Here is a 16,942-nt window from a genome sequence, read left to right as displayed (position 1 = left end):
AGGAAGATCGACCATGTCACTTACGCCGATGATCGACACTCATCTACATTTGATCGATCAGTCAGCCCTGTCCTATCCATGGCTGTCGGGGGTTGTAGCCCTCAACCGCGACTTTCGCTATGAAGAATATGCGCTTCAAGCGCATCGCGCGGGCATCACCCAGGCATTGCACATGGAAGTGGATGTAGCGCCTTCCGATATTGAATCGGAGTCGGACTACATCGCAACCCTTGCAATTCGCGAGGGTAACCTGATCGCCGGCGCCATCGCCTCCTGCCGTCCGGAAGAGGATGGCTTTGCCGCTTTCCTCGAGCGCCAGCAGGCCAATCCCTTTGTAAAGGGATTTCGCCGCGTGCTCCATGTCATGCCGGACGATCTGTCGGAAAGCGCTCTGTTCCGCGAGAACATCAATCGGCTCGCAGGTACACGCCACACCTTCGACCTTTGTGTGCTGCCCAGGCAGATCGACAAGGCCATCGCGCTCGCCGACCTTGCCCCCGATGTCCAGTTTATACTCGACCATTGTGGCGTTCCCGATATCAAGGGCGACGGCCTGGACGACTGGCGTGGCAAGATCACCGATCTCGCCAAGCGGCCAAACGTGACTGCCAAGATATCCGGTGTCGTCGCCTATGCTGATGCGCAGACGTGGCGGGTCGAAACCCTCGAACCTTACGTGCTTCATGTCATTGAACGTTTTGGCTGGGATCGCCTCGTCTGGGGCAGTGACTGGCCGGTCTGCACGCTCGGCGGTGGTCTCGCCACCTGGGTTGCTGCAACCCACGCTCTGCTGTCCGGCTGCAGTGACAGTGAAAAGACCAAGCTGTTTTCAGCGAACGCAAAGCGGATTTGGAACTTGGCGTAATCGTACCAAACCCTCGCGCCCATCCGAATAGACTTGCCTGTAGCATCCTCCCGCTTTACCTCTGACATCAGAGCAAGCGAATATAGGCAGGAGCGACAATGGCAGCGCAAGTAAGCGGACCCGACCTTTTGAGTGTTGTCGTTCTGCTTGGCGCCGGGGTCGTCGCCGTGCCGCTGTTCAAACGGCTGGGGCTCGGCTCTGTCCTTGGCTATCTCGCGGCCGGTCTCGTGATCGGTCCGTTCGGCCTTAAATTCTTCACCGACCCGCAAACGATCCTGCATGTCGCGGAACTCGGCATTGTGATGTTCCTGTTCCTGATCGGACTAGAAATGCAACCTTCCAGGCTCTGGGGTCTGCGCAAGGATATTTTCGGCCTTGGCGCACTGCAGGTCGGGCTCTGCGCCGTGCTTTTGACGAGTGTCGGTATCGCGACGGGCTTTCCGATTGCCCAGTCGTTCGTGGCCGGCGCCGGTTTCGTCCTGACATCAACGGCCATCGTCATGCAATTGCTAGAGGAGCGCGGCGAAATCGCTTCGCCGCAGGGCCAGCGCATCGTGTCGATCCTGCTGCTCGAGGATCTCGCGATTGTTCCGCTCCTCGCCCTCGTCGCCTTCCTTGCACCGATGAGCACGACAGAGACCGGCGGCCTGCACTGGATCGATATGGGGATCGGTATCGGCGCCATTGTCGGTCTTGTCCTTGCGGGCAAGTACCTGCTCAATCCCCTGTTCGGATTTCTCGCCCAGTCGCGCGCCCGTGAGGTCATGACGGCTGCCGCGCTTCTCGTGGTGCTGGGTGCCGCGCTCGTCATGCAGGTCAGCGGCCTCTCGATGGCGATGGGCGCATTTCTCGCCGGCGTGCTCCTGTCTGAATCGACCTTCCGCCATCAGCTCGAAGCCGATGTCGAACCATTCCGCGGCATTCTGCTTGGCCTGTTCTTCCTTGCCGTCGGCATGTCGCTCGACCTCAGCGTTGTCGCGGCGAACTGGCATACGGTGCTGTTCTACGTTCTCGCCTTCAAGATCGTCAAGGGCGCCGGCATCTATATCGCGGCGCGGCTGCTCAAGTCCTCCAATCGCGAAGCGCTCGAGCGAGCGGTCATCATGGGGCAAGGCGGTGAATTTGCCTTTGTGCTCTATTCGACCGCGACCGCCGTCGGCATTCTTGATGGCGAGGCCAATGCCATCCTGACCGCTATCATCATCTTCTCGATGGTGCTCACGCCGCTGTTCATTCTCGCCTTGCGTCTCCTTCTGCCAAAAGAGGAGCAGGCGCTGGAGGGTGTCGAAATTGCCGAAGGCCTGTCCGGCAGCGTGCTGATCATCGGTTTCGGCCGTTTCGGTCAGATATCAAGTCAGCCCCTGCTGCTGCGCGGCGTCGATATCTCCATCATCGACAATGACATCGAGATGATCCAGGCCGCGGCACAGTTCGGCTTCAAGGTCTATTATGGCGACGGCACGCGCCTCGACATTCTCCATGCGGCAGGTGCTGGCCGGGCGCAGGCCGTCCTCATCTGCGTCGACAAGGCTGAAACCATTCTGACCATCGCCGCTCTCGTCAAGTCCGAATTTCCGCTCGTGCAGGTCTACGCGCGCGCCTATGATCGCGGCACGACAATCGAACTCGTCAAGCTCGGTGTGGAATATCAGATGCGCGAGACATTCGAATCGGCAGTGGTCTTCGGCGAAAACACCTTGATCGGCCTTGGCGTGGATCCGCAGGAAGCAGCCGACATCGCAGCTGACGTGCGCCGGCGTGACGCCGAACGGCTTGATCTGCAACTCGCGGGCGGCATTCGGGCCGGCAGCGACCTGATGAAGGGCAACGCGCCGGTACCGGGGCCGCTGGTCAAGCCGCGCCAGACGGGCCGCGCGCTCAATGAAGAGACCGCCAGCGTCCTGCCTTCGCCGCAACGCGCGGATGCAAATTGAACAAACGGGGGAGCAAAGCTCATGGCTGAGAGCGAGAACATTGCCGCCATCGTCGATTTCTGGCGCGAAGCCGGTCCAGACAAATGGTTCGCCAAAGACGAAGCGTTCGACGAGACCTGTCGCCAGCGCTTTCTCGACGATCATTATGCCGCCGCGCGCCGCGAACATGAGACTTGGGTGGAGACACCGGACGGCGCGCTCGCACTGATGATCCTGCTCGACCAGTTCCCACGCAATTTCTTCCGCGACACCGGCCACATGTATGCAACGGATGGCCTTGCCCGCATCTATGCCAGCCGAGCGCTGGAAAAGGGGCACGACCTGTCATTCATGCCGCAACTGCGCGCCTTCTTCTATCTGCCGTTCATGCATTCGGAAAATGTCGACGACCAGCGCCGCTCGGTCGAACTTTGCCGGGAGGGCGCCCCGGCCAACCTCGAATATGCCGATCATCACTATGATATTATCCGCCGCTTCGGCCGTTTCCCCCACCGCAACATCATTCTGGGGCGCCCTACGACTGAAGAGGAACAGGCGTTCCTCGATGGCGGCGGATTCTCCGGATAGAGTGACATTGATTGGCCTATTGCCTTTCTTGTGCTGGCCTCTTGAACGGTACCCTCCGGACTGCCATTATAGGTGCATCTGGCACCTTTCAATTTCACCGTGACCGCCAGTCAAACAGGGACTGACCGCGCATCGATGCCGGACGATCAATCTGAAGAGCCTCCAAGTCCGGACTTGCGAAGCATGCTGACCCTGCCTCTGCAGCGTCAGCAACCAATCCCCCTGTTTCCCGTTCTCCCTTCTGCCTGCATTTCAGGTGGGTCTGCGCTGTCTTTCGCAAGCGTATCCGCTTGTGAAGCCGCACGCTGATTTCATCATTAAGAGGATCTGACTCTCCAATGGACTGGACACTGGACTGGATTGCCGACCCCAATGCCTGGATTGGTCTTGCCACGCTTGTCGTGCTTGAGATCGTGCTTGGCATCGACAATCTCGTTTTCATCGCGATCCTCGCCGACAAGCTGCCCCCGCACCAGCGTAACCGAGCACGCCTTGTCGGCCTCTCGCTGGCGTTAATCATGCGCCTCCTGCTGCTCGTCTCCATATCCTGGGTTGTGAGGCTCACCACACCCCTGTTCAGCGTCGCAGGTCTCGAATTCGCCGGGCGTGACATTATCCTCATTCTCGGCGGCATCTTCCTGTTGTTCAAAGGCACAATGGAGCTGCATGAACGGCTGGAAGGCCATTTGTCCGCCAAGGAAAGCAATGCGGCCCATGCGGTCTTCTGGCAGGTGATTGCTCAGATTGTCGTCCTTGATGCCGTTTTCTCCCTCGACAGTGTGATCACTGCCGTCGGCATGGTGAAGTATCTTGAGGTCATGATGATCGCGGTGGTGATCGCTGTCGGCGTCATGATGCTGGCATCGAAACCCTTGATGACCTTCATCAACAAGCATCCGACTGTCGTCATTCTCTGCCTTGGCTTCCTGATGATGATCGGTTTCAGCCTGATCGTCGAAGGTTTTGGCTTCCACATCCCGAAGGGTTACCTCTACGCAGCCATTGGCTTCTCGGTACTCGTCGAAGCGGCCAACCAGGTCGGGCGGCATAATCGCGAGAAGCGCATCACCACAATGGATCTGCGCGATCGCACTGCCGGCGCGGTCCTGCGGCTGCTCGGTGGAGGGCGCGGCGATGCACCCCATTCCGACACGCTTGATGTCATCGCCGAGCACAGCGCGGCGGGCGAAGTGTTCCATCCAGAGGAAAAGGAAATGATCCGCGGCGTGCTCGATCTGGTCGAACGCCCGGTGCGCTCAATCATGTCGCCGCGTAACGAGGTCGAGTGGCTTGACCTTGACGAGACCAATGAGGAACTGCTCGCTGAAATCCGTACACTCAGCCACAGCCGCGTCGTGCTGGCACGCGGGCGAGTCGATGAATTCGTCGGCGTCGCGCTGACCAAGGATCTGTTGTTCGCTATTCTCGACGGTGGCAAGATCGACTGGGACAAGGTGACCCGCCAGCCGCTGATCCTGCACGAAAATGCCAATGTGCTGCGTGTGATGGAACAGCTGCGTGGTTCCTCGGTGCAGATGGGCGTGGTTCTCGACGAACATGGTTCGTTCGAAGGCGTCGTCACGCCGACCGACGTTCTCGAGGCCATTGCCGGCGACTTTCCCGAAGAGGGCGAGGAAAGCCCTGTTCTCGAACGCTCGGAAGATGGCAGCATGGTTGTCGATGCCTATATCGACATACGCCGGCTCGGTGGCCTGATCGAACGCGATCTAACGGACGAGGGCGACCGCTATACGACGCTCGCCGGCTATATCCTGTGGAATCTCGGCCATATCCCGGCCGAAGGCGAGAGACTGACCGTCGACGACCTTGAATATGAAATCGTCGAGATGGACGGCCGCAATATTGGCAAGGTACGCATCTCGCCGACACAAACGGCTGCCTTTATTTGAGGCTGACATGGCCCGGCTCCGCTTGTCCTCCCCACAAGGGGGAGGGTAGGAAATGCCTCCCTGGCTAAGAAAGTTCAGCTCAAGCTGCCTGCGGTGCCCAACTCGGAAACGGATAGCACAAGTCTTCCCATTTGTGCGGCGTGAACTCCGTCGCATTGACCAGGCAGGCATCGAGCTGCGCACGCAGGTCCGCTTCATTCATCGGATCAACCCCGATGAAAGCCAGTTCCTGCCGCCGGTCGCCCCAGACCGGATCGAGATAGGGCTTCATCGCAACCTGCCATTCCGGATGATCAGGCCAGCGACTCCTCGAAATTGACGCCCACCACAGGCCACGCTTTTCTGTCCGAACCAGAGCGCCCGCCTGGCTGAGCTCGCCCACATGGTCGGGCCGCGTTGCCAGCCAGAAAAATCCCTTGGCCCGAATCACGCCGGTCCAGTTTCTTTGGATGAAATCCTGAAACTTTTGCGGATCGAAAGGCCGCCGCTCGCGATAGACGAAGGACCGCACGCCATATTCCTCGGTCTCAGGCACATGATCGGCAAAGCCGTTCAGCTCCTTGTACCAGAGCGGATGCTCCTGCGCCTTGTCAAAATCGAAGAGGCCGGTGTTCAAAACCTCATCCAATGCAACCTTTGCGAAGTCTGTTTCGATGACCTTTGCATCGGGGTTCAAGGCACGGAGGATCTTGCGCGTCAGATCGCGATCGTAGAGCGATGCAGCGGATATCTTGTTGAGGATGATCACGTTCGCGAACTCGATCTGATCGACCAGAAGATCGACGAGTGTGCGATTATCCGCATCGCCAAGCGACTCGCCACGATCTTTCTGGAAATCGCTCGATGCGTAATCATTGACGAGGTTCGCGGCGTCGACGACGGTCACCATTGTATCAAGCCGCGATACATCGGAAAGGCTGTGCCCGTTCTCGTCACGAAAGTCGAACGTGGAGGCGACCGGCAAGGGCTCGGAAATCCCCGTCGATTCAATCAGCAGATGATCAAACCTGCCCTGCTCCGCTAACGCACGGACCTCCTTCAGGAGATCGTCGCGTAACGTGCAGCAGATGCAGCCATTGGTCATTTCGACAAGCTGTTCGTCGGTGCAAGAGAGATTGGCGCTGCCATCGCGCACCAGCGCCGCATCGATATTGACCTCGCTCATGTCATTGACGATGACAGCAACGCGGCGGCCTTCACGATTATTCAGAATATGATTGACAAGCGTGGTTTTTCCCGCTCCGAGAAAGCCCGAAAGGACGGTGACTGGCAGTCGATTGACTGTGGCTTTGTTTTGCATGACGATGCCTTTTTATGTAATAACATTACAAAACTGTTGATGAAAAAAGCGGAACCATAGCTCCGCTTTTGCTTGGGTTTGGTGTTCAGCTGCCGAGAATGGCCTTTTTGAACGTATCGATATTGTGATGCATCATGTCGATATAGGTGCTAGCGCCTTCTTCCGGCTTCGAAAGTGCATCCGAAAACAGCGTACCGCCGACATTCAGCTTGGTTTCGCTGGCGATCTGCTCGATCAGGCGCGGATTGGTGATGTTCTCGACAAAAATTGCCGAAGCCTTGTCTTCCTTGATCTGCTTGATGAGGGCCACGATATCGGCAGCCGATGCTTCGGCATCGGTCGAGATACCTTCAGGCGCGAGGAATTTCAGCCCATATTCATGCTGGAAATAGCCAAACGCATCATGCGAAGTAATGATCAGACGCTTTGATTCCGGAATAGAGGCGATTGCCGCCTTTACATCGGCTTCGGTCGCATCGAGTTTTTTTGTGTAGGCCGCGGCATTGGTCTTATAGATATCGCAATTCGCTGCGTCGGCATTGCAGAAGGCGTCGACGATGTTCGTTACGTAAATCTTGGCGTTGGCGATGGACTGGAAGGCGTGGGGATCATAGGCGCCATGCTCTTGCTTTTCCGCACCTGCGGCTCCGTGGTCATGATCTTCTTCGGCGCTCTTGATCGGCTCGACGCCCTTGGTTAGCTCGACGATGGGTGCCTTGGTGGCGCTGGCCTCGACAAGACGCGGCAGGAACCCCTCGAAATGCAGACCGTTGACCAACACCACATCGGCTGCGGCTACCGCAGCCGCGTCAGCAGGCTTTGGCTCGTAGACATGGGCGTCGCCGTCCGGTCCTACCAGCGTCGTGATGGAGACCTTGTCGCCGCCCACATTCCTGGCAAAATCGGAAATAACAGTGAAGCTCGATACCACTTTCAGACCTTCAGCCGAGGCGACAGAATATCCGGCACTAAGTAATAGTATAACATTCAACGCAATGGCGAGTTTGATGACCTTGATCATAGCGACTTCCTTCTGTTTCTAAGCTGTTCTGTGGCGATGCGGGCGCAGGCGGGTGTTGATAACACCACGTGAGCCGATGAGGATGGAGCAGAGGTAAATTGCACCGGCGGAAAGGATGATGGCTGGTCCCGACGGCACAGAGAAGTGGTAGGAGATCAGCAGCCCGCCCGCACACGAGACGCAACCGATGATGATGGCCAGCCCACACATGGGTCCGACCCGGGATGTCCAGAAACGCGCGGCAGCAGCCGGCAGCATCATCAATCCGACCGCGAGCAACGTCCCCAGCGCCTGGAAGCCGCCGACAAGATTGATGACCACCAGCGCCAGAAAGATGAAATGGACGGGCGTTCCGATTCGGCTGACCGAGCGCAGGAACAGCGGATCAAGGCATTCCGCGACGAGCCCGCGCCAGAAGATCGCCAACGTTATGACACTGATCGCAGAAATCATCCCGATCAGGCTCAGCGCCTCATTGTTGAGCGCCAGAACCGTTCCGAAAAGCACATGCATCAGATCGACATTCGATCCGCGCAACGAGACGATCAGGACGCCAAGAGCCAGCGAGATGAGATAGAAAGCTGCCATTGAGGCATCTTCCTTCTGGATCGTGAAGCGCGACACGGCACCGGCGCCGAGCGCCACGATGACACCGGCGATCAACCCGCCAATCGTCATCGGTACGATCTGCAGCCCATAGAGCAGGAACCCAACCGCAGCCCCCGGCAAGATCGCATGGGCCATTGCGTCGCCGGTCAGGCTCATGCGCCGCAACATCAGGAAAACACCGACCGGACACGAGCCAAGAGCAAGAGCGAGCGAGCCGATAAGCGCGCGCTGCATGAAACTGTAGTCGACAAAGGGAGCGATCAGGAAATCATACATGGATCACGCCACCTTTGGCCCGCTATGATCATGATCATCGTGGTGATGATGGGAATGCGTATGACCATGGCTGTGATCGTCATGTGCGGCATGCGCCGGATCGTCCTCGCACCATGGCGCACCTTCTTCCCAAGCCTCATGGAATTGCCGGGCATGCAGCAGATTCTCCGGGCGTAAGGTTTCGCGCGATTCGCCCCAGGCAATCGGCTTGCGTGCCAGCAGCAGCGTCTCGGGAAAATGCTCGCGCACCAGATGCAGATCGTGCACAACGACCATGATCGTGCGCTTTTCGCCATGCCAGCGCTTGATCAGCTCAATGAGATCGCTCACCGTCTTGGCGTCGATCGCATTGAACGGTTCGTCCAGCAGGATCAGATCCGCATCCTGGACCAGCACCCTTGCGAACAGCGCGCGCTGCAATTGTCCGCCGGACAGCGTGTCGATCGGGCGCTTCTCAAAACCTTCGAGCCCGACGCTCATCAATGCCTTGGATACTCTTTCGCGATCATCTGATGTAAAGCGGCCAAGCAGGCCGCGCTTGGGCCAAAGGCCGAGCGATACCAGATCGATTACACGCGCCGGAAACGACCGGTCGAGCTCGGACTGCTGCGGCAGATAGGCTATACGAACATCGTTCTCGACTGTGCACGAACCGGACATCGGTTTCAGAACACCGACAATACCTTTCATGAGTGTCGACTTGCCTGAACCGTTGGAACCGACGACCGCTGTTAATGAGCCACGTTTGATGCTTCCGCTCAAATGATGAACGGCCGGGTGGCGATGATAGCCAAGCGTCAGATCGTTAAAGGTCAGGCATGATTCAGTCATTCGAATATCCGCATCCGGAAACGCGACGGGGCGGTTGGCCATGTCGCAGCTTGCCATTTCGATATGTGATGTTATTACATTAGTCAACAATGGCGAATTTGAGAACAGTGGAAATTCAGGTCGTCAATTCATAATTGCATCGACCTGATCTACCCACTGGCGTCAGAAGAAAAAAATTCCTATCTCTAGGCTGTCACCAAGGAGCGCATAAGGCATGACATCGACGCAGGAGCTGACCAAAAACCAATCCCTGGTTTTCAATGCATTGGCTCGCGCTGATGGCCCGCTCAGCGCCTATACAATCCTCGACCAACTGCGCGGCGATGGCTTCCGTGCCCCGCTCCAGGTCTACCGAGCCCTCGACAAATTGCTCGACTACGGCATGATCCACCGGCTTGAAAGCATCAATGCCTTCGTCGCCTGTTCGCATCCGCACAGCCATAGCCACAGCCATGGCATGATCGCTTTTGCCATTTGTGAGAAATGCGGACAGGTCTCGGAATTCTCCGACGATGTCATCACCGCCCGTGTGCGCGAATGGACCAGCAGCAACGGCTTCAAGCAGTCCAAGACAACGATCGAAATTCGCGGCGTTTGCGCCAGCTGCGGGACTGCCTGAGCCCAAGGCTCAGTGCTTGTAGGCTTTCAGGAACAGATCAACACCCGACGTCACCGTCTTGCGGATAAGTTCTTGCGACGGAGCAGTCGCCATGCAACCAAACAGGCGCTTCTTGAACATGCCCGACATGAACAGATCCGCCAGCTGATAGGTGGCAAGTTCGGTGTCATCAATATCGAGTGTGCCCGCGGCCACATGTTTTTCGATGAGCGCTCGCATCAGAGCCTGTCCGCGTCTTGGACCTCTCTCATAGAACTCGCGGCTCATCGACGGCATGCGCTCGGCAACGCCGATCACCACGCGTTGCGCACGAATGACGACATCGGACGTAACGACCGTCGCCAAGGCTGTTCCGAACTCGATCAGCGCATCGCGGAGATCCCCATCGCTTTCCAGCGCATGGTAGATATCGGCGAACAGGATTTCGCGATAATGGTTGCAGAGCTCCATGAAGAGCTCTTCCTTGCTGTCGAAGTAGACGTAAATCGTCCCTTTGGACACACCAGCTTCACGGGTTATGTCGTTCATGCTCGCGGCATCGAAGCCCATCTGCGAAAAAACGCGATTTGCACCCTCGAGTATCTGCTGGCGCTTGGCCGGATCCTGTCCTGCCGCAAGGCGGCTGGGGCGTTCCACGTCAGTCATGAAATCTGCATCTGACACCGTCGTTGATGAAACGGCTGGCTTCGTAGATGACATCTTAGCCTAATTTCCTCATTTTCGATTCTTTTTCGAACCAATCGGTTCGATCCACTTGATATGCGCTCCCATTTGCGCTATGTCAATGATCGAACCGATTGGTTCAATCACTTTTCCGAGTGAATTTCTTGAGAAAGAGCCATCAAATGTCCGCGTCGAAAGCAACGAATGAAGCTGAGATCCGTCAGTTTCCAGCCCCGGCTCCTGCTTCAAAAGCTGAAGCACCAGCAAAGGTCGAAGCACCGCAACCCGATGTTGTAACCAATACACCGGCCCCGCCCAAGCGCTCCGCAAAGCGCTTAGCGCTGCCTGTTTTGATTATAGCAGCGGTAGGCGCAGGCGCCTGGTACGGTCACGATTGGTGGACGACCGGCCGCTTCATGGTTTCGACCGATGACGCCTATGTTCAGGGCGACATCACGGCGATTGCCCCGAAAGTCACGGGCTATATCGATACGATCAATGTGGTTGCCAACCAGCGCGTCAAGGCCGGCGATCCATTGATTACACTCGACAATGGCGACTATACGATCGCGGAGAATCAGGCCGAGGCCCAGATAGCGACGCAAAAGCTGTCGCTCGACCGCATCAAGGCGCAGACCGAAGCAGCCAAGGCTTCGCTGCAGCAGGCGCAAGCCGGCAAACAGGCGGCCCAGGCCGTACTGACCAACGCACAGGCCGCATCAGTCCGCGCTAACCAGCTGCATGCGACACGCTTCGCCTCGCAGTCCCAGCTTGACGATGCGACTGCCGCCCTTGATCAGGCAAAGGCCAATATTGCATCTGCCGACGCGCAGATTGCCACTGCCGTTGCCAATGTCGGCGTGCTTGAAGCCCAATACAAGGAAACCGAAAGCTCAATCGCTTCGCTGCAGCTCGCCAAGGACAAGGCCGCGCGCGACCTCGGCTTCACTGTCATCCGCGCTCCGGTCGACGGCGTTATTGGCAATCTTGCCGCCAAGAAGGGTGATCTCGTCAGCCCCGGCCAGCGTCTCGCCGCGCTCGTTCCGGTAAACGCTCTCTATATCGACGCGAATTACAAGGAAACGCAGCTGCGTGACATCGTCGTCGGTCAGAAAGTCAAGGTCCGGGTTGATGCCCTGTCCGGTGATACGTTCGAAGGCACCGTCGCCTCGGTGGCTCCTGCGTCCGGCGCAGTCTTCTCCCTGCTTCCGCCGGAAAACGCTACCGGCAACTTCACCAAGGTCGTGCAGCGCGTGCCCGTTCGCATCGCCCTGCCCGCCGATGTGCTGGCAAGCGGTAAGCTGCAGGCCGGTCTGAGCGTGGTCGTCGACGTCGATACGCGCACAAGCCCAGCAACCTAGTAACAACACCCTCCGGATAGGCCGAAGATCATGTCGAACGCCACCACTGTTGGTCATGCTGGAGCACCTGCTGTTCCGGACGAGCATATCGATCCGAAGAAAGCCATCGCCTTCCTGGCGATGGTGTTCGGCATGTTCATGGCCATTCTCGATATCCAGATCGTCTCGGCGTCGCTCGCAGAGATTCAAGCAGGCCTGAGCGCAAGTTCCGACGAGATTTCCTGGGTTCAGACGTCCTATCTGATCGCCGAAGTCATCATGATCCCGCTCTCGGGCTTCCTCGGCCGGCTGGTATCGACCCGTATTCTGTTCTCGGTTTCCGCCGCGGGCTTCACCGCAGCCAGTATCCTCTGCGCTACGGCAACGAATATCGACCAGATGATCGTCTACCGCGCCATTCAGGGTTTCATCGGCGGCGGTATGATCCCAAGCGTGTTTGCGGCTGCCTTCACGATCTTTCCGCCGTCAAAGCGCTCCATCGTTTCCCCGATGATCGGTCTGGTTGCTACCCTTGCACCGACCATCGGACCGACAGTCGGCGGCTATCTGAGCAACGCCTTCTCCTGGCACTGGCTCTTCCTCGTCAACGTCATCCCTGGTATTGCAGTGGCGATTGCCGCCTGGAACCTCATCGATTTTGACAAGGGCGACCGCTCATTGCTCAACAAGTTCGACTGGTGGGGTCTCGCTGCCATGGCCGCGTTCCTCGGCTCGCTTGAATATGTGCTGGAAGAAGGTCCGCGCAACGATTGGTTGCAGGATCATGCTGTCTATTATTGCAGCATTGTCATGGTCATTGGTGCAGTGGTGTTCTTCTACCGTGCCTTCACGGCGGAACAGCCGATCGTCGATCTGTTTGCGTTCAAGAATCTGAACTTTGCCTTCGGTTCGGCTTTCTCCTTTGTCCTCGGCATCGGCCTTTATGGTCTAACGTATATCTATCCGGTCTATCTTGGCCGGATCCGTGGCTACGACGCCCTGATGATCGGTGAAGCGCTCTTTGTCAGCGGCCTTGCCATGTTCATGACCGCCCCGGTAGCCGGCTTCCTCTCCGGCCGGATGGACCCACGCATCATGATCATGACCGGTTTTCTCGGCTTCGCCGCAGGCACTTGGACCATGACCCATCTGACGGCAGACTGGGATTTCTATGAATTGCTGATCCCGCAGATCTTGCGCGGCTGCTCGCTGATGCTATGTATGGTGCCGATCAATAATCTGGCGCTTGGAACGCTACCACCAGCCCGGCTCAAGAATGCCTCAGGCCTCTTTAATCTCATGCGTAATCTCGGCGGCGCGGTTGGCCTCGCCGTGATCAACCAGATCCTGACCGATCGCGGCGCGATCCACTATGCGCAGCTTTCCGAGAACGTCCACTGGGGCAATCCCGAAGCAGAAGACCTCATAGCGACGATGACCAGGAATTTCACTTCCAATGGTCTTGATGGTCCAACCACCGCGCTCAGCAAAGTCTCTGGCATGGTGCACCAGCAAGCGTCGCTGCTATCGTTCATGGATGTTTTCTACATCCTGACCATGCTGTTTGCCTCGCTTGCAGTCTTTGCCATCATGATGCGCAAGCCAGGCGCTCCGGCTCCCGGTGGCGGCGGCGGACATTGAGGATTCGCTCTGGCCGGCCGCCGGCCAAGCGAGGATTTGGCAAGAATAAGCTTAGCCCCCTAAGGTAATTTTTCACTGGTCAAGCGCTGGCTTCTAGCGGCAATGTCGCAACCAGATTAAAGCGACGCTCATTATCCGGCTAATTGCCGCAACTGCGAATATTTTTGTCGTTGATGAACCAATTTAAACATCAAGGGGTTACGCCAGAAATTTACCCTTTGGCTGAATTGCTAAGCCACGAAAAAAGTGGTTCACTCCCGTTCACTGCTCAGGAAAACAACGTTCACGGCCATGTCATCGGTCTGTCATCCAACTGACACGAGACACCTATATCGGGAGGCTGAACGTCGAAACAGAGCCAATGACGTATCGCTTAAACAGGGGTGTTAAAAATGGTTGGTTACTCAAAACGCGCGCTCGCGCTGTCGACAGCTCTGCTGTTCGCGGGCACAACAATTTCATTCGCCGATGCACCGGCGGAACTCGTCGCTGCTGCGAAGAAGGAAGGCTCGCTCACAACTATCGCGCTGCCGCATGACTGGTGCGGTTACGGCGACATTATTGCAGGCTTCAAAGCCAAATATGGCCTCGAAGTCAACGAGTTGAACCCGGACGCCGGTTCGAAGGACGAAGTTGAGGCAATCAAGGCGAACAAGGATAATAAGGGGCCACAGGCGCCTGACGTTATCGATGTTGGTCTTTCGTTTGGCCCAGATGCCAAGAAAGACGGTCTGACGTTGCCCTATAAGGTTTCCACCTGGGATTCGATCCCGGCGGCGTTGAAGGATGCTGACGGCCATTGGTATGGCGATTACTACGGCGTCATGGCGCTTGAAGTGAACAAGGATATCGTCAAGAACATCCCGAAGGACTGGGCTGACCTGCTCAAGCCGGAATATGCCAACAGCGTTGCGCTGGCCGGCGACCCGCGCGCATCGAACCAGGCTATTCTTGCTGTGTCTGCTGCTGGCGCATCGACCGGTGCCAAGCCTGGCACGACAGGCGGCGAAGCCGGCCTGAAATATTTTGCCGAACTCAACAAGGCTGGCAATTTCGTCCCGGTTATCGGCAAGTCCGGCACGCTTGCGCAGGGTGCGACGCCTATCATCATCACCTGGGATTACAACGCCCTGGCCGGTCGCGATACACTTAAGGGCAATCCGCCGGTTGAAGTGGTAGTGCCTGCCTCCGGCGTCCTTGCCGGTGTCTATGTTCAGGCCATCAGCGCATATGCGCCGCATCCGAATGCCGCCAAGCTCTGGATGGAGTATCTCTATTCCGACGAGGGGCAGATCGGCTATCTGAAAGGCTATTGCCACCCGGCACGTTTCCAGGATCTGGTGAAGAACAACAAGGTACCGAAAGAAGTCCTCGACAAGCTTCCGCCTGCGGCAGCCTATGAAAAGGCATTCTTCCCTACTCTTGACGAGCAGGCGGCCGCCAAGGAAGCCATCACCAAGGGTTGGGACAAGGTCGTCGGCGCCAACGTCAAGTAATTTCTGACTATTGCATCCCCGCGGAGCTATCCGCGGGGATTCCTGTTTTCCATGACGCAACGTGCTATTTTGTGCAGGCGCGATCTGGATAAATCTATAGTCGGGTTGCTTGTCTCACAATTGTGCGACGGCAACGAGTTGGAACCCAAGAAGCGGTCTCGAAGACACAAATGAGTGTGATTTCAGAAACTGGTCCCGCAAGTCCGGCTATCACGCCGGAGCGCAAGCGCCTGTCGCTCGACTGGCTTGGCGTCATGCCATTCATGATTTTTGCCGTGATGTTCCTGGTGCTGCCAACGATTTATCTTGTGGCAGGCGCCTTTCAGGACGCGCAGGGCAATCTCACCCTGGCCAATATGGTCAATCTCTTCCAGCCATCGATCCGCGACGCCTACTGGATATCGATCAAGATCTCCCTGGCATCCGCTCTATTGGGCGCAGCGATCGGCTTTTGTATCGCCGCCGCCGTCACCCTTGGCGGACTACCAAGCTGGATCCGCTCACCGCTGATGACCTTTTCCGGCGTCGCGTCGAATTTCGCCGGCGTTCCGCTTGCTTATGCCTTCCTGTTCACGCTTGGGCGTACTGGCCTCGTCACCTACCTGCTGATCAACATTTTCGGCTTCAACCTCTATGCCCATGGCTTCAATCTGCTCAGCTTCTGGGGCCTGACGCTCACCTATCTGTACTTTCAGATCCCGTTGATGGTCCTCATCATCGCCCCTGCCCTCGACGGGTTGAAGCGTGAATGGAAGGAAGCAGCACTCATTCTTGGCGCGACCGGCCCTCAATACTGGCGCATGGTTGCTTTCCCAATTCTGTGGCCTGCGCTGCTCGGTACCATTCTCCTGCTTTTCGCCAATTCCTTCGGCGCGATCGCGACAGCGTATGCGCTGACCGGCTCGTCACTCAGCATCGTGCCGATCGTCCTCTACGCGCAGATCCGCGGCGATGTGTTGCAGGATCCGCAGCTTGGCTATGCCCTGGCCTTCGGCATGATCGTCATCACCGGCGTTTCCAACGGCATTTACATCTGGATGCGTGCCCGCAGCGAGCGGTGGCTCAAATGAAAACAAATCGTTTCTGGTCCTGGATTGCCCTCGCCTTCGGCATTCTCTACTTCATCTTGCCGCTGCTTGGCCTGCTCGAGTTTTCGCTGCGCATGCGTCGCGGCACCTATTCGTTCGATGCGTATTGGGTAGTGTTAAGCGATCCGGGATTTCAGGCGACGTTCACCTTTTCCGTCGTCATGGCAATCGCAACAATCATCGTCGGGATCGTTCTCGTCGTTCCGACTGCCTATTGGGTGCGATTGAGGCTACCTGGCTGGCGGCCATTTATAGAATTCATCACGCTGCTGCCGCTCGTTATTCCTGCAATTGTCATCGTGTTTGGCTATATCCGCCTCTACAACACATCTTCGATCCTGCCCCTGACTGGATCGGCAATGGGAACGAATATCCTGCTCTGCCTCGGATACACGACGCTCGCCTTGCCCTATATGTACCGCGCCGTCGACACCGGCCTTGGCGCGATCGATATCCGCACAATGACCGAAGCCGCTGAAAGCCTCGGAGCGAGCCGCATCACCATCATGTCGCGCATCATTCTCCCGAATGTGCTCGTCGCAGTCCTGTCCGGCGCCTTCCTGACTTTCGCCATCGTCATTGGCGAATTCACCATGGCGGCGCTGCTCAATCGACCGGCATTTGGCCCGTTCCTGCAGTTGCTCGGGGCCAATCGTGCCTACGAACCGGCAGCACTCTCCGTGATCGCCTTTGCCATCACATGGGTCTGCATGGGCCTCATCCAGATCGTTACCCGTTTCAACAAGTCCCTCGCCGCGACCAAGCGATAAGCCGGAACCTCA

Annotated in this window: 15 protein-coding genes; 10 read left to right on the top strand and 5 right to left on the bottom strand. The window is 57.4% G+C overall.

Annotated features, from left to right (window positions below; translation table 11 throughout):
- Positions 1–13 precede the first annotated feature (13 nt).
- From AAAC48_RS24680 to AAAC48_RS24665, 4 genes are all read left to right on the top strand, one after another.
- Positions 14–865, top strand: coding sequence for an amidohydrolase (locus AAAC48_RS24680; RefSeq protein WP_340656727.1), 852 nt, complete (start codon positions 14–16; stop codon positions 863–865).
- 98 nt (positions 866–963) lie between these two features.
- Entirely contained in the window at positions 964–2,799 is a 1,836-nt protein-coding gene (locus tag AAAC48_RS24675; protein ID WP_340656726.1) for a monovalent cation:proton antiporter-2 (CPA2) family protein, read from the top strand.
- A gap of 21 nt (positions 2,800–2,820) precedes the next feature.
- Positions 2,821–3,366 (top strand): DUF924 family protein, encoded by a 546-nt coding sequence (locus AAAC48_RS24670; protein WP_340656725.1) that lies wholly within the window; start codon positions 2,821–2,823, stop codon positions 3,364–3,366.
- 338 nt (positions 3,367–3,704) lie between these two features.
- A complete protein-coding gene (locus tag AAAC48_RS24665) occupies positions 3,705–5,276 on the top strand; it encodes a TerC family protein (RefSeq protein ID WP_340656724.1) in 1,572 nt (523 codons plus the stop codon).
- Between the two features lie 79 nt (positions 5,277–5,355).
- Here the strand turns inward: AAAC48_RS24665 and zigA are convergent, their stop codons facing one another.
- The 4 genes from zigA to aztA form a co-directional block, all read right to left on the bottom strand.
- On the bottom strand, positions 5,356–6,576 hold the full coding sequence (zigA, locus tag AAAC48_RS24660) for a zinc metallochaperone GTPase ZigA (protein ID WP_340656723.1): 1,221 nt from the start codon (positions 6,574–6,576) through the stop codon (positions 5,356–5,358).
- Between the two features lie 85 nt (positions 6,577–6,661).
- On the bottom strand, positions 6,662–7,597 hold the full coding sequence (gene aztC, locus AAAC48_RS24655) for a zinc ABC transporter substrate-binding protein AztC (protein WP_340656722.1): 936 nt from the start codon (positions 7,595–7,597) through the stop codon (positions 6,662–6,664).
- Between the two features lie 18 nt (positions 7,598–7,615).
- Positions 7,616–8,482, bottom strand: coding sequence for a zinc ABC transporter permease AztB (gene aztB, locus AAAC48_RS24650; protein ID WP_340656721.1), 867 nt, complete (start codon positions 8,480–8,482; stop codon positions 7,616–7,618).
- Between the two features lie 3 nt (positions 8,483–8,485).
- On the bottom strand, positions 8,486–9,313 hold the full coding sequence (gene aztA, locus AAAC48_RS24645) for a zinc ABC transporter ATP-binding protein AztA (protein WP_340656720.1): 828 nt from the start codon (positions 9,311–9,313) through the stop codon (positions 8,486–8,488).
- A 214-nt stretch (positions 9,314–9,527) separates the two neighbouring features.
- Between aztA and AAAC48_RS24640 the strand changes: the two genes are divergently transcribed.
- Complete coding sequence (locus AAAC48_RS24640) at positions 9,528–9,932, top strand: Fur family transcriptional regulator (RefSeq protein ID WP_340656719.1); 405 nt, start codon at positions 9,528–9,530, stop codon at positions 9,930–9,932.
- Between the two features lie 9 nt (positions 9,933–9,941).
- Here AAAC48_RS24640 and AAAC48_RS24635 read toward each other — a convergent pair whose 3' ends face one another.
- Positions 9,942–10,577: a TetR/AcrR family transcriptional regulator gene (locus AAAC48_RS24635; protein WP_340656718.1), complete on the bottom strand. Its 636-nt coding sequence runs from the start codon at positions 10,575–10,577 to the stop codon at positions 9,942–9,944.
- A gap of 200 nt (positions 10,578–10,777) precedes the next feature.
- Between AAAC48_RS24635 and AAAC48_RS24630 the strand changes: the two genes are divergently transcribed.
- The 5 genes from AAAC48_RS24630 (at position 10,778) to AAAC48_RS24610 (ending at position 16,930) form a co-directional block, all read left to right on the top strand.
- Positions 10,778–11,956, top strand: a complete 1,179-nt coding sequence (locus AAAC48_RS24630; protein ID WP_340656717.1) for an HlyD family secretion protein — start codon at positions 10,778–10,780, stop codon at positions 11,954–11,956.
- A gap of 30 nt (positions 11,957–11,986) precedes the next feature.
- Positions 11,987–13,576 carry a DHA2 family efflux MFS transporter permease subunit gene (locus AAAC48_RS24625; protein ID WP_340656716.1) on the top strand — a complete coding sequence of 530 codons (1,590 nt, stop codon included), beginning with the start codon at positions 11,987–11,989 and terminating at the stop codon, positions 13,574–13,576.
- A 392-nt stretch (positions 13,577–13,968) separates the two neighbouring features.
- Entirely contained in the window at positions 13,969–15,072 is a 1,104-nt protein-coding gene (locus tag AAAC48_RS24620) for an ABC transporter substrate-binding protein (protein WP_340656715.1), read from the top strand.
- A 170-nt stretch (positions 15,073–15,242) separates the two neighbouring features.
- On the top strand, positions 15,243–16,142 hold the full coding sequence (locus AAAC48_RS24615; RefSeq protein WP_340656714.1) for an ABC transporter permease subunit: 900 nt from the start codon (positions 15,243–15,245) through the stop codon (positions 16,140–16,142).
- Positions 16,139–16,930, top strand: a complete 792-nt coding sequence (locus AAAC48_RS24610; RefSeq protein ID WP_340656713.1) for an ABC transporter permease — start codon at positions 16,139–16,141, stop codon at positions 16,928–16,930. The genes AAAC48_RS24615 and AAAC48_RS24610 overlap by 4 nt, the downstream gene beginning before the upstream one ends.
- Positions 16,931–16,942 lie beyond the last annotated feature (12 nt).

The organism is Phyllobacterium sp. (assembly GCF_037994405.1).
Lineage (GTDB): Bacteria > Pseudomonadota > Alphaproteobacteria > Rhizobiales > Rhizobiaceae > Phyllobacterium.
This window is presented reverse-complemented; position numbering and strand designations above follow the sequence as displayed.